Annotated in this window: 17 protein-coding genes and 1 pseudogene; 3 read left to right on the forward strand and 15 right to left on the reverse strand. The window is 58.7% G+C overall.

Features of this window, described 5'->3' with window-relative positions; all coding sequences use genetic code 11:
- From EFD55_RS34015 to EFD55_RS31405, 11 genes and pseudogenes are all read right to left on the reverse strand, one after another.
- Nucleotides 1-78: pseudogene (locus EFD55_RS34015) on the reverse strand (IS6 family transposase); the annotation flags it as partial.
- 130 nt (nucleotides 79-208) lie between these two features.
- Complete coding sequence (locus EFD55_RS31360; protein ID WP_125850812.1) at nucleotides 209-1,861, reverse strand: electron transfer flavoprotein-ubiquinone oxidoreductase; 1,653 nt, start codon at nucleotides 1,859-1,861, stop codon at nucleotides 209-211.
- Nucleotides 1,862-1,901: 40 nt separating this feature from the next.
- Nucleotides 1,902-2,801 (reverse strand): bifunctional methylenetetrahydrofolate dehydrogenase/methenyltetrahydrofolate cyclohydrolase FolD, encoded by a 900-nt coding sequence (gene folD, locus EFD55_RS31365; protein WP_125850814.1) that lies wholly within the window; start codon nucleotides 2,799-2,801, stop codon nucleotides 1,902-1,904.
- Between the two features lie 3 nt (nucleotides 2,802-2,804).
- Nucleotides 2,805-3,689, reverse strand: coding sequence for a formyltetrahydrofolate deformylase (gene purU, locus EFD55_RS31370; RefSeq protein ID WP_125850816.1), 885 nt, complete (start codon nucleotides 3,687-3,689; stop codon nucleotides 2,805-2,807).
- Nucleotides 3,690-3,860: 171 nt separating this feature from the next.
- Nucleotides 3,861-4,793, reverse strand: coding sequence for an electron transfer flavoprotein subunit alpha/FixB family protein (locus EFD55_RS31375; RefSeq protein ID WP_125850819.1), 933 nt, complete (start codon nucleotides 4,791-4,793; stop codon nucleotides 3,861-3,863).
- A gap of 27 nt (nucleotides 4,794-4,820) precedes the next feature.
- The gene (locus EFD55_RS31380) at nucleotides 4,821-5,573 is read right to left on the reverse strand and encodes an electron transfer flavoprotein subunit beta/FixA family protein (protein ID WP_125850821.1); all 753 of its coding nucleotides are present in this window, start codon (nucleotides 5,571-5,573) and stop codon (nucleotides 4,821-4,823) included.
- Nucleotides 5,574-5,584: 11 nt separating this feature from the next.
- The gene (locus EFD55_RS31385; RefSeq protein ID WP_125850823.1) at nucleotides 5,585-6,697 is read right to left on the reverse strand and encodes an aminomethyl transferase family protein; all 1,113 of its coding nucleotides are present in this window, start codon (nucleotides 6,695-6,697) and stop codon (nucleotides 5,585-5,587) included.
- Nucleotides 6,698-6,715: 18 nt separating this feature from the next.
- The gene (locus EFD55_RS31390; RefSeq protein WP_125850825.1) at nucleotides 6,716-8,752 is read right to left on the reverse strand and encodes an oxidoreductase; all 2,037 of its coding nucleotides are present in this window, start codon (nucleotides 8,750-8,752) and stop codon (nucleotides 6,716-6,718) included.
- An 8-nt stretch (nucleotides 8,753-8,760) separates the two neighbouring features.
- Nucleotides 8,761-10,002, reverse strand: coding sequence for a Tm-1-like ATP-binding domain-containing protein (locus EFD55_RS31395; protein WP_125850827.1), 1,242 nt, complete (start codon nucleotides 10,000-10,002; stop codon nucleotides 8,761-8,763).
- Nucleotides 10,003-10,034: 32 nt separating this feature from the next.
- Nucleotides 10,035-12,518 (reverse strand): FAD-dependent oxidoreductase, encoded by a 2,484-nt coding sequence (locus EFD55_RS31400; RefSeq protein WP_125850829.1) that lies wholly within the window; start codon nucleotides 12,516-12,518, stop codon nucleotides 10,035-10,037.
- Nucleotides 12,503-13,984 carry an aldehyde dehydrogenase gene (locus EFD55_RS31405; RefSeq protein ID WP_125850831.1) on the reverse strand — a complete coding sequence of 494 codons (1,482 nt, stop codon included), beginning with the start codon at nucleotides 13,982-13,984 and terminating at the stop codon, nucleotides 12,503-12,505. Before EFD55_RS31405 ends, EFD55_RS31400 begins: the two co-directional genes overlap by 16 nt.
- A 289-nt stretch (nucleotides 13,985-14,273) precedes the next feature.
- On the opposite strand from EFD55_RS31405, the gene EFD55_RS31410 reads away from it, so the two are divergent.
- Genes EFD55_RS31410 through EFD55_RS31420 form a run of 3 tightly spaced genes read left to right on the forward strand, consistent with a single transcriptional unit; the run spans nucleotide 14,274 to nucleotide 17,093 of the window.
- Nucleotides 14,274-15,062: an IclR family transcriptional regulator gene (locus EFD55_RS31410; protein ID WP_125850834.1), complete on the forward strand. Its 789-nt coding sequence runs from the start codon at nucleotides 14,274-14,276 to the stop codon at nucleotides 15,060-15,062.
- 1 nt (nucleotide 15,063) lies between these two features.
- On the forward strand, nucleotides 15,064-15,711 hold the full coding sequence (locus EFD55_RS31415; RefSeq protein ID WP_125850861.1) for an HAD-IA family hydrolase: 648 nt from the start codon (nucleotides 15,064-15,066) through the stop codon (nucleotides 15,709-15,711).
- 26 nt (nucleotides 15,712-15,737) lie between these two features.
- Nucleotides 15,738-17,093, forward strand: a complete 1,356-nt coding sequence (locus EFD55_RS31420; protein ID WP_125850836.1) for an aminotransferase class III-fold pyridoxal phosphate-dependent enzyme — start codon at nucleotides 15,738-15,740, stop codon at nucleotides 17,091-17,093.
- Between the two features lie 72 nt (nucleotides 17,094-17,165).
- Here the strand turns inward: EFD55_RS31420 and EFD55_RS31425 are convergent, their stop codons facing one another.
- From EFD55_RS31425 to EFD55_RS31440, 4 genes are all read right to left on the reverse strand, one after another.
- Nucleotides 17,166-19,118 (reverse strand): acetoacetate--CoA ligase, encoded by a 1,953-nt coding sequence (locus EFD55_RS31425; protein WP_125850838.1) that lies wholly within the window; start codon nucleotides 19,116-19,118, stop codon nucleotides 17,166-17,168.
- A 112-nt stretch (nucleotides 19,119-19,230) separates the two neighbouring features.
- Nucleotides 19,231-19,443, reverse strand: coding sequence for a DUF2783 domain-containing protein (locus EFD55_RS31430; protein ID WP_125850840.1), 213 nt, complete (start codon nucleotides 19,441-19,443; stop codon nucleotides 19,231-19,233).
- Nucleotides 19,436-21,070: an FAD-dependent oxidoreductase gene (locus EFD55_RS31435; protein ID WP_125850842.1), complete on the reverse strand. Its 1,635-nt coding sequence runs from the start codon at nucleotides 21,068-21,070 to the stop codon at nucleotides 19,436-19,438. Before EFD55_RS31435 ends, EFD55_RS31430 begins: the two co-directional genes overlap by 8 nt.
- Before the next feature lie 22 nt (nucleotides 21,071-21,092).
- Nucleotides 21,093-22,043 (reverse strand): MBL fold metallo-hydrolase, encoded by a 951-nt coding sequence (locus EFD55_RS31440; protein ID WP_125850844.1) that lies wholly within the window; start codon nucleotides 22,041-22,043, stop codon nucleotides 21,093-21,095.
- Nucleotides 22,044-22,048: the final 5 nt, after the last annotated feature.

Genomic DNA, 22,048 nt, shown 5'->3' on the forward strand with positions numbered 1-22,048 from the left:
GAGCCAAACGGCATGAACAATCACCTCCGCTGGAAATCGGTGGCGACGATAAAGAGGATCGCGGGCAAATCTGGTCATGCCGCCAGATCCCACATTTTGATCGATGGCCGGTTAACGTTACGGTGCCAGTTTCTCCCCGACGAGTTCTCCAAAATGCGCATCACGGAGTTTTTGAGTATAATCTTTAATTGTGATCTTTTGCAACTTGCTACATCTCCGGATAAACAGGCCCCTCACCGCCTTGCGGCGGTACCCAGTTGATGTTCTGGTTAGGATCCTTGATATCGCAGGTCTTGCAGTGCACGCAGTTCTGGGCATTGATGACGTAGACCTCCTCGCCGTCCTTCTCCACCCATTCATAAACGCCGGCGGGGCAATAACGGGTCGAGGGACCGGCATAAACGTCGTGTTCGGAGCGCTTCTGCAGCTCCATGTCCTTCACCTGAAGATGCACCGGCTGGTCTTCCTCATGGTTGGTGGAGGAGAGGAACACCGAGGACAGGCGGTCGAAGGTGAGAACGCCGTCCGGCCTTGGATAATCGATCTTCTTGTGCTTCGAGGCCGGTTCGAGGCTCTGCGCATCCGTCTTGCCGTGCTTCAGCGTACCGAAGAAGGAGAAGCCGAACAGCTGGTTGGTCCACATATCGAGGCCGCCAAGACCGACGCCAACAAGCGTGCCGAATTTCGACCAGAGCGGCTTGACGTTGCGCACCCGCTTCAGGTCCTTGCCGATATCGCCTTCACTCCATTCGGCCTCGATCTCCACCACCTCGTCATGGGCGCGGCCGGCGGAAAGGGCCGCGGCGATCTTTTCCGCGGCCAGCATGCCCGACAGAACCGCATTATGGCTGCCCTTGATACGCGGCACGTTGACGAAACCGGCGGAACAGCCGATCAGCGCGCCACCGGGGAAGGTGAGCTTCGGCACCGACTGATAGCCGCCCTCGGTGATGGCGCGCGCACCATAGGAGATGCGCTTGCCGCCCTCGAAGGTATCGCGGATCGCCGGATGCGTCTTGAAGCGCTGAAATTCCTCGAAAGGATAAAGATAGGGGTTCTTGTAATTGAGATGCACCACGAAGCCGACGGCAACGAGGTTGCCTTCCAGATGATACAGGAACGAGCCGCCGCCGGTCTTGAGACCCAGCGGCCAGCCGAAGGAATGCTGCACGAGGCCCTGTTTGTGCTTCTCCGATTTGACTTGCCAGAGTTCTTTGATGCCGATGCCGAATTTTTGCGGCTCGCGACCCTTCGACAGGTCGAATTTGGAAATTAGCTGCTTGGCAAGCGATCCACGCACGCCCTCGCCGATCAACACGTATTTGCCGTGCAGCTCCATGCCGCGGGTGAAGTTCGGGCCCGGCTCGCCATTCTTCTCGATGCCCATGTCGCCGGTGGCGACGCCGATGACGGCGCCTTCGTCGTTGTAAAGCACTTCGGTTGCGGCAAAACCCGGATATATTTCCACGCCAAGCGCTTCCGCCTTTTCCGCAAGCCAGCGACAGACGAGACCGAGCGAGACGATGTAATTGCCGTGATTGTTCATCAGCGGCGGCATCAGGAAGTTCGGCAGGCGGATGGAGCCTGCGGGCCCGAGGAACAGGAACTGGTCGTCCTTGACTTCGGTCTTGAAGGGGTGGCCCTCCTCGTCGCGCCAGCTTGGCAGGAGCCTGTCGATGCCGATCGGATCCACCACGGCGCCGGAGAGGATATGCGCACCGACTTCCGAGCCCTTTTCCAGCACCACGACGGAGAGGTCCGGATTGACCTGCTTCAACCGAATTGCGGCAGACAGGCCAGCAGGTCCGGCGCCGACGACTACGACATCGAATTCCATGCTTTCGCGTTCGGGGAGTTCCATTAAATCCTCATTTCATTGCCTGGTACAGACCGTTTGCCGCTCAAAATGTCGGCGGTCGGCGACCCGCCTTGCGATAGGCGGCAATCACTGTATTAGCCATGAGCATGGCAATGGTCATTGGACCAACGCCGCCAGGTACGGGCGTAATGACACCGGCGACTTTTTCGCACTCCGTAAAGGCAACGTCACCAACGAGGCGGAACTTGCCCTCCCCCTTGTCTGGTGCTGGCACGCGATTGATACCAACATCGATGACAGTTGCGCCGGGTTTGATCCAGTCTGCTTTCACCATTTCTGGACGACCGACCGCCGCGACTAAAATATCCGCGTTTCGGCAGACTGCCGGCAGGTCCTTCGTGCGTGAATGCGCCGTCGTCACGGTCGCGTTTGCGGCGAGCAGCAGTGCCGACATCGGCTTACCGAAGAGATTAGAGCGGCCGATGACGACGACGCTAAGGCCAGACAGATCCGCGCCGTGAGTGCGGCGCACGAATAGCATAGCGCCGGCTGGCGTGCAGGAAACGAGCCCTCCGTCCAGATCGCCGGTTGCCACCTTCCCGGCATTGACGACATGCAGACCATCTACGTCCTTCTCCGGCAGGATCGATTGGATGATCGCCTCGGAATCGAGGTGCTTGGGAAGCGGTAGCTGGACAAGTACGCCATGGACGGACGGATCCCTGTTCAGCGTCTGTACGAGGCTCGAAAGCTCTTCCTGCGTCGTTGCTTCCGGCAGTGTATGCTGGATTGAATTATATCCACACTCCTTGGCCATCTTGCTCTTTGCCCCGACATAGGCGTGGCTGGCCGGATCATCACCCACGATGATCACGGCAAGTCCGGGGGTGCTTGCGGCCTCAGCCTTCAGCGCTGACGTCGCGGCCTTGACGCTTGCTATCATCTCGGCAGCGACTTTGCGTCCATCAATAAGTTCAGCCATGACTTAACCCATACGCTCGGAGACATAAGATCCCGGGCTCGCCGGGAAGACGACTGTTCGATTGCCGTTGATGAAAGTGCGGTGGTGGATGTGGGCATGAATTGCACGCGCCAGAACCTGGCTCTCAACATCGCGGCCAATCGATACATAGTCCTCGGCGCTCTGAGCATGAGTGATGCGCGCCGTGTCTTGCTCAATAATCGGACCTTCGTCCAGATCGGCTGTTACGTAGTGAGCCGTCGCTCCGATCAGCTTTACACCGCGCTCATAAGCCTGCTTGTAGGGATTGGCACCCTTGAAGCTTGGTAGGAAGGAGTGGTGAATATTGATGATCTTACCAGACATCCTCTGACACATCTCGTCGGAGAGGATCTGCATGTAACGAGCAAGCACAATCAATTCGGTGCCGGTCTGCTCGACAACTTCCATTATCCGCGCTTCGGCCTGCGGCTTGTTGGCTTTGGTCACCGGGATGTGGTGAAATGGAATGTCGTGATTAACGACTACCTTCTGATACTCGAAATGGTTTGAAACCACGCCAACGATATCAATTGGCAGCGCGCCAATCTTCCAACGATAGAGAAGGTCGTTCAGGCAGTGACCAAAACGCGACACCATCAGCAACACCTTCATCTTGGCGTCACCTTGGTAAAAATTCGCCGCCATATCGAAAGTCTTGGCGACAGGTGTAAACGCCGTCTCGATGTCCTCGATGGTGGCGCCCTCCTGACTGGAGAAGGTCAGGCGCATGAAAAACATTCCGGTGTCTACATCGTCGAACTGGGAAGAATCTATGATGTTACATCCCTTCTCGGCGAGAACGCCCGTGATGGCGGCAACGATGCCGCGCGTCGATTTGCAGGATACGGTCAGGATGTAGGTCTTCATCTCATGGTCCATTATCAGTAGGAGGTGTCAGGAGCACTTGCTCGTGCGTCGCGTTTTGGCTGGACGACAGAGTCGTAAGCTGGTGCTGCGCAGGCGGGCAGTGGCGATTAGGGCGATTGAGACCGGCGGATGCTGAGCACCCGACGGCTAATTCTCTCTTGTTGAGGCCGACTAGAGCGCCTTCTCAAGTTCCGGCAGTATCTCGAAGATGTCGCCAACCACGCCGTAGTCGGCGACTTGGAATATCGGCGCCTCCTCATCCTTGTTGATAGCAACGATAACCTTGGAGTCCTTCATTCCGGCTAGGTGCTGAATGGCACCGGATATGCCGCAAGCGATGTACAATTGAGGGGCAACCACTTTGCCGGTCTGGCCGATCTGCCAGTCGTTCGGAGCGTAACCCGCGTCCACGGCGGCGCGTGATGCCCCGACCGCGGCACCGAGCTTGTCAGCGACCGGCAGAATTACCTCCTTAAACTTCTCCGACGAGCCTAGTGCGCGTCCGCCGGATATGACGATTTTGGCAGAGCTTAGTTCCGGGCGATCGGAGGAGGAGAGTGCGTCGGTAACGAAACGTGACAGAGGCGAAGAAAAGGCTGCCGACGAGATCGTCTCGACGGCAGCAGTTGGGCCCTGGGGGGCCGGGGAAAACGAGGCTGTCCGCACAGTGATCACCTTCTTAGCGTCGGCCGACTGCACCGTCTGAATGGCGTTGCCTGCGTAGATCGGACGCTTGAACGTGTCGGCGGAGAGGACCTCGACGATCTCGGAGACCTGCGCGACATCGAGCAGGGCGGCAACGCGCGGCATGACGTTTTTGCCCACCGAGGTGGCGGCAGCGATGATCGTGTCGTAGGAACCGGCAAGCGAGACGATGAGGGCGGCGAGCGGTTCGGCAAGGCTGTGGCCTAGCGCGGCATCATCTGCGATGAGCACCTTCGAAATGCCCTGAAGCTTTGCTGACTCTTCGGCCACCGCGGATACGCCGGCACCGGCGACAAGCACATGTACGTCGCCGCCGATCTTGGAAGCCGCCGTCAGCGCCTTGGCTGTCTGGTCGGAAAGCGCGGTATTGTCGTGGTCAGCCAAAAGAAGAATGGCCATAGTCTTAGTCTCCTTGTTTCTGCCAGATCAGAGGACGCCGGCTTCGGTCTTGAGCTTTTCGATGAGCTCGGCGACCGTCTTCACCTTGATGCCGGCCTTACGTCCCTCTGGCTCCTCAGTCTTCAGAACCTTGAGGCGTGGGGCGGTGTCGATACCGAAGTCGGCCGGACTTCTCTTGTCGAGTGGCTTCTTCTTGGCCTTCATGATGTTCGGCAGCGAGGCGTAGCGAGGTTCGTTGAGGCGAAGGTCCGTCGTGATGATGGCCGGAAGCTTGACTTCGATGGTCTGGAGACCGCCGTCGACTTCGCGGGTCACGTTGGCGTTGGAAGCATCAATGATCTCTACCTTGGAGGCGAAGGTGCCTTGGGCCCAGCCGAGAAGAGCGGCGAGCATCTGACCGGTCTGGTTGGAATCGTCGTCGATCGCCTGCTTGCCGACGATGACGAGGCCGGGCTGCTCGGCTTCGACGACGCCCTTGACGATCTTGGCGACAGAGAGCGGCTCGACGGCATCTTCGGTTTCAACAAGGATGGCGCGATCGGCACCCATCGCGAGCGCGGTGCGCAGCGTTTCCTCGGCCTTGGCCGGGCCGATGGAGACGACGATGACTTCAGACGCCTTGCCGGCTTCCTTCAGCCGCAACGCCTCCTCGACGGAAATTTCGTCGAAGGGGTTCATCGACATCTTCACGTTTGCCAGTTCAACACCGGAACCATCAGGCTTGACGCGGATCTTGACGTTGTAATCAACGACGCGTTTGACGGTGACGAGAATTTTCATCGAAGTCCTCCTCAGGCTCGCGACCGCGTGGACTTCGGGTCATAAACAGCGGCGCGATGGACCGTGACAGCCGTTCCATCCTCCAGCGTTAAGCTCTGTCCTTCGTTAGCGCATGCGATCGAGACATAAGCCATGGCGATTGGATAACCGACCGTGTGTCCATAGGCGGCAGACGTGACACGACCGACGGCATCCGCGTCCAGTTTTACCGCAGTTCCGATGGCTGGGAGCGCGGCACTCGCCGGGAGTTCGAGCAGCACGAGAAGTCGCTCGGCCCCGTCAGACTTCTGACGCTCAACAATGGATTTACCGGGATAGGCGGCGTCCTTTGGCTTTATCGTCCAACCAAGACCTGCCTCAACAGGCGTCGTGTCTTCGCCGATATCGCGTCCCCAGATGGGATAGCGTTTTTCGATTCGCAAAGACCCCATCGAGCCCGCGCCGCAAGGCACAAGACCCAGAGGTTTGCCCGCTTCTAGTAACGCGTCGTAGAAGCTTTCGATATGTTCGGTTGGAACCCAGAGTTCATATCCCAGCTCACCGGTGAAGCCTGTGCGTGTGACGATGACGCCATCCACGTCGGCTACCTTGGCTGTCGTGACTGCGAAACCCGGCAGCGCGTCGTTCGATACGTCGAGTGCGGTGACGCGTTCCAAGCATGCCCTTGACTGCGGTCCCTGGAGCGACAGTGAGACATAGCGGTATCCGAGCGAGACGACATGTACACCATAGGAGGCGCCCCTTTCCTTCAGGTAGGCCTCAACCCGCTCGACACGGTGCGGGGCTGGAATGACCCAAAACAGGTGCTCAGAAGGGCGATAGGTGATGACGTCATCGATGAAACCGCCCTGGTCGTTGAGGATGCCGCAGTAAACGCCGCGACCGGGAGCAACTTTCGTCATGTCAGCGACGAAGGTATTGTTCAGGAACGTCTCGGCTTCGGCACCGGCGACCTCCAGCATAAACTGGCCAAAGATCTCGAACAGGCCCGCTGCGGTACGAACCGCTGAATGTTCCGTTTTCGCGTCGGTAAACACATTTGCCGTCAGGAAGTGCGCCTTCTCGGCCATCTCTGCATTGCGGGCCTTGAAGGCATGGTAAAGCGGTGTGCGCTTGGCTGTCATGGAGTAGTCCTTTCGGTCTTAAAGAAACAGGGTCGGGCGTTCGCGTTTGAAAATTCGGTCCTCGGGCTCCGTTCCCAGCACCTCGCGTGCGTGGCGATGTCCTGAGTAAACGGCACTCTGGATAACCCCTGGACATTCGGCATCGCCGATCGTGCGGAACGGGATGCCCTTTTCCGCAAGGCCGACAGCAAGGGTGGTGTCTGGCAGGCGGGTGCCGACGACGATCAGCGTCGTGGCCGAGATCGTCGGCAACGACTCTCCCGTGTCGCCTCTGATGACAGCAAGTCCCGCTTCATCCCAAGCGCTAGCGACAGTGTTTGGATACATTCGAACCCCGGCTGCCTTCATTTCGGCAATCATGCGCGGCTGTTCGAGGGTATGACCCATCCATGCCGACAGCGATGGCATTGGGGTGACCAAGTTCACTTGGTGCCCCTTTGCGGACAGGTCGGCGGCAAGCGCATTGGCCATGTAGTAATGGTCGTCATCGTAGATCACGACGGATGGACCGATCGCTGCGCCGTCCATTACAAGGTCAGGCGTCAGGGCAAAGTCTGCAAAGCCGGAAATCGGCTGCAGCCGCGTGCGTCCTGCCCCGTCGCTGCGCCAAGGGGCCCCGGTAGCGAGAAGGACATGGTCCGCCCCGAAGTCGGCGATGCCGTCGGCACCCAACTCACTACCGGGATAAAGATTGACGTTCGGCATTTGCTGCAGTTGGTAAAGACGATAGTCCTTGACCCGTCCCCATGAGGAAAGTCCCTTTATACGAGCCTCACGGGTGGAGCGACCGCCGAGCTCGTCGTCACGCTCGGCTACAGTCACAGCATGACCAGCCTTTGCGAGAACGAGTGCCGCTTCCAGTCCGGCCGGACCAGATCCTACGATCAGGATATTTTTCTCATTTTCTGTCTTTGGTATCCGTTCCGGATGCCAGCCGCGGCGCCATTCCTCCGAAATGGTCGGGTTCTGGGTGCAGCGCAGTTCCATGCCGACGGTTTCCACCGCCACGCACATGTTGCAGCCAATGCACTCCCGGATATCCTCGATGCGGCCTTCGCGGATCTTTTCGGGCAAGAAAGGATCGGCAATCGAGGGTCGTGCGGCGCCGATCAAGTCCAGTACGCCCCGTCGAATTTGACTCACCATTGCGTCGGGAGAAGTAAAGCGACCCACTCCAAGGACAGGCTTGCCGGTCACAGTCTTGACGAACTGGGTAAACTCTTCCTGGAAACCTTCCGCATCATAGCGGGCCGTACCGCTGTCGCGGCTCCATGAGGAGACATTGACATCCCACATGTCGGGAAGATCCGCCAGGCTCTCTATGACCGCCCTACCCTCTCCCGTGTTGAGGATGCGCTTAGGTCCAGAGAGCTCATGAACGGCAAAGCGCACCGCTACCGCCATCTGATCGCCTGCCTCCTCCTTTGCTTCTTCCAACACCTCCCGGAACAGCCGCACGCGGTTTTCAAAGCTGCCGCCATACTCGTCGGTCCGGAAATTGTAGGCCGGCGAGAGGAAGTGCCAGAGGATGGAGGCATCGTGGGAAGCATAGACGTAGGCGATGTCATAGCCAGCCTTTTTGGCGCGGCCGATTGCGTCGCGAAACGATCGGCGCAGCGTTCGGATGTCGTCCTTGTCCATCGCCTTTGCCATAAGGGGCATGTCAGGCTTCAAAGTTGGCAGGACAGAGGGCCCCATGGCAGGGTAACCTGTCGTGAGGCCGCGCGAACGGATGCCAGTGTGGCCTAGTTCGATGGAGGCAAGGGCGCCGTGCGCGCGGATTCGATCGACGGAGCGAGCATGGGCCTTGACGTCGCCTTCATCCCACAGGCGCTCATATGGCAGCCCCGCGAGATCCGAAGTCGGGTCGATCTCGCTGAGCTGCATTGCAACGATACCCCAACCGCCTTCCGCCCGCGTTTCGCGAATACCGATGGCGCCGTTTGGCATCAGATAGCTATGGCCGATGGCGTGCGGCATGGACACGAAGCGGTTCGGCGCTGTGACCGGACCAATTTTGATCGGCTCAAACAGGATTGAGTAACGCGGGTCCATGCCACACCTCACCGTGTTGTCTTGATTGTGCCGTCAGCGATCCACCGGTCGATAACGGAGAGGACCTGCTGCGAGAATTCGAGATCATTGATGTGGCAGTCGAGAACTGTCAGCTCGATTGGATCGACCATGACGTTCCGGTACTCATCTACCATCTCGGCCAGTGCAACGGGATCATGAGCGGGCATGCCCTCTACGTCCCAAGCGTGAATGCCTTGCGTAGGCAATACAAAATGAACCGGGCCCTTGGATTGCCGCAGCCGGCTGGCTACTTCACGTGCGAGTTCGCGACGTTCCTCGGCCGTAAGAGATGCTGAAGCAAGAAGACGGTTGTGGGCATGATATGGCCGGTCTCGAAACCTCTCTGGCACTGGCTGCCAGGTAGCGAAATCAATCATGTCGCCGAAGGCGGGCGCAGCGATGATCGGCGTGCCGCTCTTTCCTGCGGCAAGCATGCGATTAGCGCCGGCATTCACGACGGACCCAACCATCAGGTTGCCGATTTCGGCGACAGCCAGTTCGAGCACTGCAGCGAAGTAGCCTTGCTCCGCCAAGCTTTCCAGCGCCATACCACCCATGCCCGTTCCATGGAAAACCGCAACAGAAAAGCCGCGGTCGATCAGCGGTTGGCGTAGATGGATCATGTACTGGAGGGCCGACGAACCGAAGCTGACCATGCCTATAACTGGACGATCAGGGTCGGGCGGCTCCACAGCGAGCGCCGCGCCATAAACGGCACCCGCGGCCTGGCTCAGCGTTGCCTTGCAGATATCGTTGAGGCCATAGAGACCGCCGGCCCATAGGATCATCTGGATATCGGCCGAAAGCCGATCCGGCGCGATGAGTGGAGAAAACGCGATCGTAGATACAACATACTTCGGAACGCCGATCGGCAGGGCGCGGGCACAATCCAGGGCCAGGTCTGTTCCCATAGTGCCGCCAAGCGCAATCATCCCGTCGATGCTCCCCTCGGCATGAAGTTTTGCGCAAAGCGCGGAAGCCCCTGCCGCCATAATCTGCATCGCAAGATTTTCGTCCTCGGCACTGACGGCATCCTCGATGGTTTTCCCCGCCGCGGCGGCGACTTCATGCTTGGAAATATTCGTCGGCACAGAAGGGTCGCCGAGCACACTGACATCCATTGTCAGGACATTTCCGCCGAGCCTGCGGATACGGTCGGCTACATAATTGAGTTCTGCATCCTTGGTGTCGTAAGTGCCGATCACAAGGATCGTTCTCTGCTCGCTCATTTTATAGTTCCCCATTTTCTGTATTATTGACTTCAGCCGCGCATGATCGTGCCGCTGGGATCGTAAAATGCCCCAAGCTGGACTCGTGCGGCATGCATTTTTCCGGCGATCTGCACCTCGAACTCACCTTCATCGAGCCAGTCTTTCGTTACTCCGGCCTCCCGATGCAGCGAAGCGAGGCCAATCATTGCCTCCACTCTCCAGCCCCAGCCGCCGGAGGTGATGTGCCCGACAAGCTCGCCCTTCTTGAAGATGGGCTCATTGTGGATGAGGTAAGGGCCAGCCTCGGCGGTGGCGTGCTCGAGCATGATCGACACCGTGCGATGTGGCGTCGCTGCGCCATGGGTCGCTTTTTGCTTTGCAAGAACATCGCGTCCGACGAAGTCTTCTTTCGAGAGCTTGACGGCGAAACCGAGACCGGTTTCGAACGGCGTGTCTTCTTCGCCGATATCGTGGCCGAAATGCCGAAAACCCTTTTCTAGGCGGCACGCGCCAAGCGCGAACATGCCCGCATGGCGAAGTCCATGGGCTGCGCCGACCCTCACGATCTCTTCGTGAAGATGAACGGTGAATTCACTCGGAACCATCAACTCATAGCCGAGTTCGCCGAGGAACGAACGGCGGATTGCCCAGACGCGCGCGAAGGCAAGGTCGATCTCGCGCGCAGCACCGAAAGCGAATGCCTCGTTTGACAGATCGTCCGCCGACATCTGCTGCAGGATGGCACGAGACTTCGGACCGTGGATCGTCAAGAGGCCATAGGCTGACGTGGCGTCGAACAGCTCGAACCGCCACGCGGGATCGGCATGGCTGCGGATATAGGCTTGGTCGCGGATCTGGCTCGGATGGCCCGTGACGATCATGAATTGCTCGGCGGCGATGCGAGTGACCGTGACATCGGCTTCGATACCGCCCTTGCCATTGAGGAACTGTGTGTACACCGAGGTACCGACGGCCACGTCCATTTCGGCGCCACTGACGCGGTTCAGCGCCCGTACGGCGTCCGGTCCCTGCACCAGGAGCTTGCCATACATTGACTGGTCGATCAGAACCGCCTGATCGCGCGCGGCGAGGCACTCTTCTTTTACACGTTGCGACCAGTCCTGCCAGCCGAGGCTCGCCCGCTCTGGCCAGACGGGATTGGCGGGATCGAAATACATCGGCACTTCCCAGCCAATGCGCTCCGCCATCAGGGCACCGGCGGAGAGGAGCCGGTCGTGGAGCGGAACGCGGCGGATGCCGCGCGCAGTCTCTATCTGTCGGCCCGGCCAATGCAGGCCCCAGTGAAGGCCGATGCCTTCAGTGACGCGCTCCGCGTTATAGGCCTTGTTCTTCTGAAAGGGGTGCGCGCGCGCCGCCAGCATCGAGGCGACCGCGCGTGGCGGCTGTCCGTCCGTCATCCAGGCCGCCATTGTCAGACCCACGCCGCCGGAATTGAGGATCCCGTTCGAATTCATGCCCGCAGCGATGAACAGGCCGGGCATTTCCGGCGCCGGTCCGATATAGGGCCGTCCATCGGGCGTAAAGCTCTCGGGCCCGTTGAAGAAGGTCTGAATGCCCATGGTTTCGAGCGCAGGGAAGCGAGTAAAGAATTTTTCGAGCACTGGTTCGACATGCTCCATGTCGAATGGCAGTTCGTCGAACTCGAAGCTGTCGGGAATGCCGTCGCGCGCCCATGCCTTGCCGCGGGCCTCGAAACCGCCGATCAGCAACTTGCCCGCATCTTCCTTGGTGTAAAGGCGTTCCTCAAGTACAACGAGCCCCGGAAGCGTGCGCGGTAGGTCCGGGATAGCTTCGGTGAGAATATAGAAGTGCTCGGCGGCATGTAGAGGAACGGTTACACCGTGCTCTGCTGCAAAGCGTAGCGACCACATGCCGGCGGCCAGCAGCACCTTCTCCGTGGCGATCACACCCTTGTCGGTCTCTACGCCAATCACCTTGCCATTGCGTGTCAGGATGCGAATAGCCCGGGTATGCTCATAGATTTTCGAGCCGAGAGCCTTAGCTCCTTTGGCGAGCGCCTGGGTCACATCCAACGGGTTCACTTGCCCGTTCGATGGCACGAGAAAGCCGCAGTGCACGTCGGAGGTATCGACGAGCGGCCAGATTTCGTTGATCTCCTCGATGCCGAGAAGTTGGCTCTCAATTTTCATTCGCGCAGCATGGTCGTGGTTGCGACGTAGTTGCTCGGCACGAATATCTGACAAGGCGAGATGCAACGTGCCGTTTTGCTTGTAGCCGGTCGCCTGCCCCGTCTCGACTTCTAGCTCCGTGAAGAGGCGTGCCGTATATTTGGAGAGCTCGGTCTGGGCGGAACTCTCGCGAAGCTGACCGACGATGCCAGCAGCATGCCAGGTTGTCCCCGAGGCCAGCTGCTTTCTCTCAACAAGAACGGCTCCTTCTACACCCTTTTTAGCGAGGTGATAGAGGGTAGAGACCCCGATGATGCCGCCGCCGATAATGACAGCCGGCGCGCTTTCCGGAAGATTGTTAAGTGAGGTCACAGCTGGATCCATGCAGTCTTGAGGTCTAAGAATTTGTCGAGGGCGAAGGTGGATTTGTCGTGGCCGTTGCCAGACTGCTTCACGCCGCCAAGGGGAACGGTCAGATCGGACCCACCATAAGTGTTGACGTGCACGATTCCGGCCTTCAGTGCCCGGACCATGCGGTGAGCGCGGGACAGATCGGCAGTCCAAACCGCCGATGCTAGGCCGAAATCGGTGTCGTTGGCGAGCCGGATGGCCTCATCCTCGTCCTTGAACGGGATTACGGAGAGGACCGGTCCGAAGACCTCTTCACGTGCTACTTCCATTTCCGCACGGACATTGGCCAGCACCGTCGGCGCCATAAACCATCCTCCGGTTTCCTCTCTAAGCCGACCACCTCCGGTCAACAGAGCGGCGCCCTCGGCTTGTGCGCGTTCGGTAAAGCCCATGCTCTTCAGAAGCTGCGCTTCGGAATTGATCGCACCGGCTTCTGTGGATAGGTCCAGAGGATCTCCCACTTTCATGGACCCTGCGATCTTTGCCACCCTGGCCGCAAACTCTTCGGCGATGGACGCTTCCACCAATAGACGCGAGCCGGCAATGCAAACCTGTCCGGAATTGCGGAAGATTCCATAGGCGGCTACTTTCGCAGCCTTGTCGAGGTCTGGGGCGTCGGCGAAAATTATATTCGGGCTCTTGCCACCAAGTTCTAGATAAGTCCGTTTGAGGTTGGAGCGGGCCGAGTATTCCAGAAGCTTTCGTCCAACGCCTCCAGATCCCGTGAAGGCCATCACGTCGACATCCATCGACAGGGCGAGTGCTTCACCGGTGACAGAGCCCCTGCCAGTGACGACGTTAAAGACCCCCGGGGGCACCCCGGCCTCGAGTGCAAGGTTCGCGAGCCGCAGCAGAGTAAGAGAGGCCGTCTCCGCTGGCTTCAGGACGACGCTGTTGCCAGCCGCTAGCGCGGGTGCGATCTTCCAGGCACCGATCATGAGAGGGAAGTTCCACGGCACGATAGCAGCAACGACACCGATGGGCTCCCGGTGCACAAGAGCCAGCACGTCGGTAGCGGTCGGCGCAATCGCACCATAGACCTTATCAATCAATTCTGCGTAGTAGCGAAAGGTGGAAGCTGCGCTCAATGGCTCGGCCTTAAGGGCCATTGCTATCTCGGTGCCGTTGTCGCGCACGCCAAGTACCGCGAGGTCGAGCGCATCGCGTTCTATGAGTTCCGCCAGCCGGAACAGCACCTTTTTGCGCTGGGCAGGGGTTGAGCGAGACCAGGCGCCACCCTCGAACGCAGCGCGGCCCGAGGCGCATGCGAGAGCCACATCGTCATGATCGGCATCGGCAATGGTCGTTAGCTGCTTGCCATCCAGTGGGGAAAATACGTCTAGCGTCGCGCCGGATCGGGCCTGCCGCCATGCCCCGTCGATAAGAAGCCCTTGGGGTGCGACCTCGGCTGTTCGCCGGGCGTCAATTTCGCTTTGCATATCGAGTTACTCCACCGTTCGGTCTTTACCGGGGTGTACGTGGACTTCCCGCCTCGACGCCGTTGAAACCAAGGCGTCATACACCTGCAGCAGCAACTGCCACTCCGTGCACCGACGGCAGAGCCGTCCTAGACAGTCATCTAACGCAAACTCCCAGTTTGCTGGTGTGGTTCATTATTATCTACACCGTTTCAAAAATGTTGCATCTGAGACTGGTTTCTGTCAAGTAGTGATCAGGCAAGGCGGAAAAAAATGTAAATCGCTGCCAGGGAACGCGAAGGCGAAAGCCATGAAGACAGTCGACAATGCAATGAAACTGCTGAGTTTTTTCTCAGCACAAGCCCCTGAGCAAAAGCTGAGCGACCTGGCTCGGGCTGCTGGCATGGACAAGGCAAGCGCTATGCGCAGTCTTGGATCGCTGGTCGCCTGTGGCTTGGTTGAGCAGGACAGCGAGACACGTCACTACCGGCTTGGCGCGGGGATGCGAAGGCTCGCTCGCATTCGAAATTCGACCGTCCCGATCGCGGTGGAGCTTCAGCACGTTCTTCACGATCTGACCGTCCAGACAAATGAAACATCTCACGTCAGCGTCTTTTCCGGGCAGGACATGACGACTGTGGCGGTATGTGAGCCGTCCCGGCCAACGCGCGTCTTCGTTGATCCCACGCAACCGCTGCCCGTGCACGCAACGGCATCAGGGCTCGTGTTTTTAGCCCACGCCAGCGACGCAGTCGTCGATAAGGTGCTAGCAGGCATGGACGTACCGATGAGCTTCACAGCGACCACAATAAGCTCGCCGGCTGAGCTCAGACTTCGGCTTGACGGTATCCGCAAGCGCGGTTTTGCGACCGCCACTCGCACATTCGAAGACGAGGTCACTGGCATTGCAGCACCGATATTTGACGCTCGTGGGCTGATCCAGGCGACGATTGCAGCAGCCTGTATCTCATCTCGAACGACAGAAGTTCTTGCAGGCGAGATCGAGACCTTCGTGCTCCGTGCTTGCCTCTCGGCGACCCGCGCCTTGGGCGGTACGCCACCCGCGGATTTTCTACATAGGATCAAGGAGAATGGTTGATATGACGCAACGAGCGTTGGTGTTGGATTTTGGCGGCGTGATTTCAAAAACGCTGTTTGAAACCCATGATTTAAGCGAGGAAGCCCTCGGTCTGGCCCCAGGCACCCTCACATGGCGTGGCCCCTTTGACGTCAGTACTGATCCGCTGTGGAGCGATATGCAGGCGGGTCGGATCAGTGAACGGGACTACTGGACTACCCGCGCCCGAGAGACCGGCAGTCTGGTGGGCAAGGAGTGGGATACGCTCCCACCGTTTCTTAGTGCGGTGCGCGGCGACGATCCCTCGCAGGTCATCCGTCCCGAAGCGCTGGCGGCCATCGCTACAGCAAAAAAGGCCGGTCACCGTCTGGCGATCCTGTCCAACGAACTCGACCTCTTCTACGGGAAGGAGTTTCGAGACAGGCTTCCGTTCCTCGCAGACTTCGATCTGATTGTCGATGCAACTTACACGCAGATCCTGAAGCCTGATCCGCGCGCCTTTGACTTCATTACCGACGGCTTGGCCATATCCGCCGCCGACTGCGTCTTCGTGGACGACCAATTAAAGAACATCCGAGGCGGCCAGGCTGTCGGCATGACCTGCGTCCATTTCGATGTCACCCAGCCTGCCGAGAGCTACGAGCGTGCTCTCACTCACCTTTCTGCCTGACCCATCATATCGAGGAGATCCATCCGATGGCCGATAGCAACTTCCTGACCGAGCATAATGCCCGCCACGTCTGGCACCCCATGGCCCATCCGGCCGAAATGAGGGCTAACCCGCCCACTATCATCAGCGCCGGCGAAGGTGCCGAGATCATAGACGTTGACGGTAAACGGCTCTTGGACGGCGTCGGTGGTCTCTGGAACGTTAATCTCGGCTACTCCTGCGATCCTGTTAAGCAAGCAATCACCACGCAACTGGGCGAACTGCCCTACTACTCGGCCTTTCGCGGAACCACTAACGGCCCGCTGATTGAACTTTCGGTGGCGCTTGCTGAGTTTTTTGCTGCCGACGGCATGGTTCGGAGCTTCTTCACATCCGGCGGCTCCGACAGCGTCGAGACCGCCCTTAGACTTGCTCGCCAATTCCACAAGTTGAATGGACAGCCGGAACGCACCAAATTCGTTTCACTTAAGAAGGGCTATCACGGCACGCATTTCGGCGGCGCTAGCGTCAACGGAAACCAGAATTTCCGCCGAGCCTACGAGCCGCTGCTGCCGGGTACGATTCATCTCGCCTCGCCCTACACGTACCGGAACCCGTTCAACACGGATGATCCAAAGGTGCTTGCAGATAGCATTGCGCGTCAGTTTGCCGATGAGATTGCCTTCCATGGGGCTGATACTATCGCTGCCTTGATCATGGAGCCCGTGCTTGGTGCGGGAGGAGTCATAGTGCCGCATGAAAGCCTGATGCCGGCCCTACGCGCACTGTGTGACAAGCACGGTATCCTTCTGATAGCTGACGAAGTTATAACCGCCTTTGGGCGCACCGGTGCCTGGTCGGGAAGCCGGCTGTGGGGAGTCAAGCCGGATATGATGTGCACTGCCAAGGCGATCACGAACGGCTACTTCCCGTTCGGCGCTGTCATGATCGGCGAAAAGGTGACTGAGGTATTCGAGAACGATCGCACCGCTATGGGCAGCATCGGCCACGGTTACACTTATTCAGGCCATCCGGTAGGAGCAGCCGCGGCTATTGTGTGCCTGGCCGAAACGGTCAAGCAGGATCTTGCCACGAACGCGGCCGAACGCGGCATTGAATTGCTTGAGGGGCTCGAGACCCTCAAGGCACGCTATCCTTTGGTTGGCGATGTACGCGGGAAAGGTCTGATGTGCGCGCTAGAGCTTGTTTCGAACCGCGACGACAAGGCCCCCGCCGCAAAGGACAAAGTTGCTCAGGTCTATAAGGGCGCCTATGAGGCGGGCGTTATGATTCGCACCTCAGGCAACAACATCATCCTTTCGCCAACGCTTATCATCAGCAAGCAGGACGTGAGCCGCATTCTAGAAGCGCTAGAGGCTGGGCTGAAATCCGCGGCAAACTAACCGCCAACAAAAAGGTCGGGCTCAGTCAAACCTGATCCCGGCCGATACAAGTGACGTTTGTCTCCTAGCCTGTCAGACCCGAAGCTCAGGTTGATCTACGAAAAGCTCCAAAGCCATTGGGTTCGCCAGCGAATCGAGGTTACGGACCGGCCGGCCATGCACGACATCCCGCACCGCAAGCTCAACGACCTTTCCAGTGTTGGTCACCGGAATATCATCGACTGCAATGATCTTGGCAGGCACATGGCGCGGCGAAGCGCCCGTTCTGATTTGCTGGCGAATCATCTGTTTCAGGTCCTCATCCAGCACGGTGCCACAACTGAGCTTTACGAACAGCACAACGCGTACATCATTGTCCCACTCCTGGCCGATGCACACGGCGCCCGAGATGCCAGGGATGCGTTCCAACTGGTTGTAAATTTCCGCAGTGCCGAGGCGAACACCGCCTGGATTAAGTGTGGCGTCGGATCGGCCATGAATAACGATACCGCCGTGCTCCGTCCACTCCGCGAAATCTCCATGGCACCAGCAGTTTTCGAAGCGCTCGAAGTAAGCAGCGCGGAAGCGTGATCCGTCCGGATCATTCCAAAAGCCAATGGGCATCGACGGGAACGATCTCGTGCAGACAAGTTCACCCTTGCCCTCGCGGATCGGAAGTCCCGTTTCGTCGAACACCGCGACCGCCATGCCTAGACCCGGGCCCTGAATTTCACCCGACCAGACGGGCAAAGTCGGGTTCCCTAGCACGAAGCACGATACGATATCGGTTCCGCCGGACATGGACGCGAGATGCACCGACGGATTAATGTCGCGGTAAACGTAATCGAAGCTTGCAGGCGACAGCGGGGAACCGGTGGATAGCAACGCCTTCAAGCTGGAGAGATCGTGTGTCTCTCGAGGTTTGACGCCCGCCCTCTCCAATGCGTCGAGGTATTTCGCCGAGGTCCCAAGGACTGTGACGCGTTCGGCCTCGGCATAGTCCCAAAGGACGTTCGACGTGGGTGCGAATGGCGAGCCGTCATAAAGACAAAGCGTGGCGCCGCTTGCGAGGCCGGATACGAGCCAGTTCCACATCATCCAGCCGCAGGTCGTATAGTAAAAGACCCGGTCTCCGTCCACGATGTTACAATGGAGTCGATGTTCCTTTAGATGCTGTAGAAGCGTGCCGCCCGCAGAATGGACAATGCATTTGGGAACACCGGTTGTTCCCGATGAGAATAGGATCATCAGCGGGTGTCCGAACGCAAAAGGCTCGAACACAGGCTCACAGGCGGGATGATCCGCGATCACGGCGGCTAGAGTTGTGCCGTCCTTGAGCTCTGCAGCGACTGCCTCCGCATTACCGCAATAATCGACGATAATGAAGGGCACCCCAAGTCGGCCTTCGAGAGCCCTGACCTTTCCCGCCAGGTCGATCCGCTTGCCATTGTACCAATAGGCATCGCAGGTGATGAAAATTCTTGGCTCGATTTGACCAAAGCGGTCTACGACGCCCTGTTCGCCGAAGTCTGGGGAGCAGGAAGACCAGATCGCGCCGAGTGATGCCGCCGCTAGCATGCAGGCGACTGTTTCAGGAAGGTTCGGCAGCATTGCCGCGACACGATCGCCAGCGCGTACACCCATGGTCCGGAAAGCCTGCTGGAGCCGCGAGACTGCCGCATTGAGCTCGTCGAAACTCCAGCGTAGTTCTCTTTTGTCCTCTCCGCGAAATATCAGCGCGTCACCGTCACCGCGGTTTCGCAGCAGGTTCTCAGCAAAGTTTAACTTCGCTTGCGGAAAAAACCGATCCTCAAGAATATGCCCTGCATCGAGGAGCGGGTGGTCCCCTTTGTCTCCTATTACGCCACAAAAATCCCATACAGCTGACCAGAAGGCGCCGCGATCGCGCACCGACCATGCGTGAAGGTCGTCGTGCGTTGGAAGGGCAATTCCAAACTGCTGCGAGCACCAGTCTTGGAACAGCGCCATCTGCGTCGGAACGGCGACCTCGTCCGGTATGAAATGCGGCTTGATCGTTCCATTCATCAAGCAAACTCCTTTAATCGAGCATTGAAGACGGCTCGTCCGCTGACCATTGTCTCGCTGCGGCGTCTTAGAGCGCGACAGAGGTCCGATGCTGAAAGCGCCGCCGCTATGTTCAAACCGCGGAGCCAACCTCCGGCCCAATCCCCGAGCGTGCAAGCGCAAGGGCTTGCCCGATGGTTTCATAGTCGCCTACTTGATTAAGAAGGATTAGGATGAGGCGTGCATTCAGGGCCTGGCTCTCTTCGTCAGTGAGCCCTTCGTGGGTCTTGATGAGCATGGCATAGGTCTCGTCGGGCCGTGAAAAATTGGGTTTGGTCTCAAGCATTCGTTTGATCCTTTGCAAGCGCGCGGGAAAGGGCGGCGGCGACGGCGTCGGCATCAAAGCTTACGAAGCGGGCGACCACGTGCTGATCAGGGCGAACGAGATAAACGGCGCTCGACGCCGCACCAAGATATCGCTCAGCAATCGCGCTACCCGGGGACGCGGCAAGTGACAGCACTTTCACGGAGACACCGTGGGCCATAAAATTTTCCGGAACTGTTGCATTGAGCGAAAGTAGCGTGAAGTCCGAGCCTATCAAACGCAGGAGCCATTCATCCCCCACGGGGGCGTCCGGACAGGCACTTCCAGGCCGCGAACGTGCTGGCATAAGGGCATTGTCGGGACCATTCAGCGGCGAGCCATCATAGGTACAAGGTAGGGACAGTCGCCCCGAATTCACAATGGTGCGTGCAAAAGGCACGGCCTCCGCCAAGGAGAGGACCGCGTTTCGGAACAGCTTGGAAACAGCCGATTTCGGCGTGATAAAATCAGTTGCCCGCGTCGAATTGGCGATATTCTCGTCAGCGCCGTATACGCGCTCCCAATCATAGCTGTCGAGCAGGGCCTCTCCGGCAGTGCCGTTTACGACCATGGCGAGCTTCCAGCCAAGATTGTCTGCGTCCTGAATGCCAGAATTGGCTCCACGCGCGCCAAAGGGTGACACTTGGTGGGCAGCGTCGCCAGCAAATATAACCGGGCCGTGACGGAAACTGTCCATGCGCCGGCACTGGAAGGTGTAGATCGAGCACCAGTCTAGCTCGTATTCGACATCAGGGCCGAGCATTGCACTGACACGAGCCCGAATGGATTCGGGCTGCAATTCCTTCTGCCGGTCGATCTCCCAGCCTAGCTGAAAATCGATCCGCCAGATGTCATCCGGCTGTTTGTGGAGCAGTGCGCTGTCGCCCGATTTGAAATGGGGCTCGAACCAGAACCACCGCTCGGTCGGAAAATCGGCCTTCATTTTTACATCGGCGATCAGGAAGTTGTCCTCGAAGACGCGTCCCTCGAAGCCGAGCCCGAGCATGGAGCGTATTGGCGACCGAGCGCCATCGCATGCGACTAGCCAGTCAGCCTCAATCTGGTAAGGACCATCCGGGGTCGAGACGTCGATGGTTACGAAACCCTCATTGCGTTCGACCGCCTCGATCCGGTTGCGCCCTCGAATCTCGATCGGTGCGCCTGCAGCCTGCGCCCGCACGATAGCCTCATGCAAAAAGCGCTCGAACCATGGTTGCTGCAGATTAATGAAGGCAGGTAACGCATGACCTTCTTCCGGTAGTAGGTTGAAGGAATAGAGCTGGCGGTTATCGTGAAACACCTTACCGACATTCCATTGGACGCCTTTCGCAAGCATTGCCTCGCCTGCACCGAGACGATCACAGATTTCAAGTGTCCGCTTGGCAAAACAGATCGCGCGGCTGCCGAGTCCAACACCTTCCTGATCGTCCAAGACAACGACTGGAACGCCGCGCTTACCGAGGTCAAGCGCGGTGGCAAGCCCGACGGGTCCACCGCCACCGACTACGACAGGACGCCGCACTGGTGAGCTTGCCGACTGATCGGCGCAACGAACATAGGGATATAGCCGGAAAGCTATCGGATAGCGATCCGTGACGAGATTTTCCATTGTCCCCTCCCTGGGAAGCGGGTCAGCCCTGGAGTTGTGCCCACATTTCAAGATCCCGCGCTGCTGTCCAGATGCGCGGATTGTCGATACCCCGCGCTTCGTCGTAAGCGCGCGCTACATTGAAAGGCAGGCAATGTTCGTAGATGGCGTAGTCTTTGAATTTCGGATCGCATTCGGCGCGAACAGCATCCCATGCCTCGCGTAGTGTACCGCCTCGCGCAGCAATGCGGGCCACGGGCCGATAGGTAGATTCGACAAAATCGCGGGTTCGGTCGAGAGCAGCGTTCACCGCGTCGCGACCGACAACCGCGTCACCACGACCGGGTGCAATGGCTGCCAAATCGTAGGCCCGGATGGCTTCGAGCGTCCCGCCCCAATCGGCAAAATGACCGTCGCCGCAATAGCAGGCCGAATGCGCTTCGACAATGTCACCCGTGAACATCACATTCTGGTCCGGCACATAGATGACGGCATCGCCTGCAGTATGGGCGCGGCCCACCTGCATAATGTCGACCCGGCGCTTGCCAAGAAAAACGGACATCCGCCCGTTGAAGGTCGTGGTCGGCCACGTCAAGCCAGGGATCGATTCGTGTCCCTGGAAGAGACGTGGGAAACGTTGGAACTCACTGTCCCAATCTTCCTGGCCACGTTCGACAACCATTTTGCGGGCCGCCTCGGACATGATGATCTGGCCAGCGTTGAAAGCGCTCGCCCCCAGCACCCGAACAGCGTGATAGTGCGTCAGTACCACGTGACTTATCGGCTTGTCGGTAACACCGCGAATGCAGTCGATAACTTTTTGCGCAAGACGCGGCGTAGCCTGGGCTTCGACCACCATTACACTTTCATCGCCGATGATGACGCCAGAGTTGGGGTCACCTTCGGCCGTAAAGGCATAAAGCCCATCACCGATCTCGGTGAAGCTGATCGTCTTTTCGCTGAGGTCGCCTTGGGATGCAAAGGCTTTAGCCATGATTT

It is taken from the genome of Rhizobium pisi (genome assembly GCF_003938655.1).
In the GTDB taxonomy this organism is placed as follows: domain Bacteria; phylum Pseudomonadota; class Alphaproteobacteria; order Rhizobiales; family Rhizobiaceae; genus Rhizobium; species Rhizobium pisi.

Excerpts from the sequence above, each read along its gene's own strand:
- EFD55_RS31360 (WP_125850812.1), bottom strand. The coding sequence starts at position 1,861 with ATGGAACTCCCCGAACGCGAAAGCATGGAATTCGATGTCGTAGTCGTC.
- folD (WP_125850814.1), bottom strand. The coding sequence starts at position 2,801 with ATGGCTGAACTTATTGATGGACGCAAAGTCGCTGCCGAGATGATAGCA.
- purU (WP_125850816.1), bottom strand. The coding sequence starts at position 3,689 with ATGAAGACCTACATCCTGACCGTATCCTGCAAATCGACGCGCGGCATC.
- EFD55_RS31375 (WP_125850819.1), bottom strand. The coding sequence starts at position 4,793 with ATGGCCATTCTTCTTTTGGCTGACCACGACAATACCGCGCTTTCCGAC.
- EFD55_RS31380 (WP_125850821.1), bottom strand. The coding sequence starts at position 5,573 with ATGAAAATTCTCGTCACCGTCAAACGCGTCGTTGATTACAACGTCAAG.
- EFD55_RS31385 (WP_125850823.1), bottom strand. The coding sequence starts at position 6,697 with ATGACAGCCAAGCGCACACCGCTTTACCATGCCTTCAAGGCCCGCAAT.
- EFD55_RS31390 (WP_125850825.1), bottom strand. The coding sequence starts at position 8,752 with ATGGACCCGCGTTACTCAATCCTGTTTGAGCCGATCAAAATTGGTCCG.
- EFD55_RS31395 (WP_125850827.1), bottom strand. The coding sequence starts at position 10,002 with ATGAGCGAGCAGAGAACGATCCTTGTGATCGGCACTTACGACACCAAG.
- EFD55_RS31400 (WP_125850829.1), bottom strand. The coding sequence starts at position 12,518 with ATGGATCCAGCTGTGACCTCACTTAACAATCTTCCGGAAAGCGCGCCG.
- EFD55_RS31405 (WP_125850831.1), bottom strand. The coding sequence starts at position 13,984 with ATGCAAAGCGAAATTGACGCCCGGCGAACAGCCGAGGTCGCACCCCAA.
- EFD55_RS31410 (WP_125850834.1), top strand. The coding sequence starts at position 14,274 with ATGAAGACAGTCGACAATGCAATGAAACTGCTGAGTTTTTTCTCAGCA.
- EFD55_RS31415 (WP_125850861.1), top strand. The coding sequence starts at position 15,064 with ATGACGCAACGAGCGTTGGTGTTGGATTTTGGCGGCGTGATTTCAAAA.
- EFD55_RS31420 (WP_125850836.1), top strand. The coding sequence starts at position 15,738 with ATGGCCGATAGCAACTTCCTGACCGAGCATAATGCCCGCCACGTCTGG.
- EFD55_RS31425 (WP_125850838.1), bottom strand. The coding sequence starts at position 19,118 with ATGAATGGAACGATCAAGCCGCATTTCATACCGGACGAGGTCGCCGTT.
- EFD55_RS31430 (WP_125850840.1), bottom strand. The coding sequence starts at position 19,443 with ATGCTTGAGACCAAACCCAATTTTTCACGGCCCGACGAGACCTATGCC.
- EFD55_RS31435 (WP_125850842.1), bottom strand. The coding sequence starts at position 21,070 with ATGGAAAATCTCGTCACGGATCGCTATCCGATAGCTTTCCGGCTATAT.
- EFD55_RS31440 (WP_125850844.1), bottom strand. The coding sequence starts at position 22,043 with ATGGCTAAAGCCTTTGCATCCCAAGGCGACCTCAGCGAAAAGACGATC.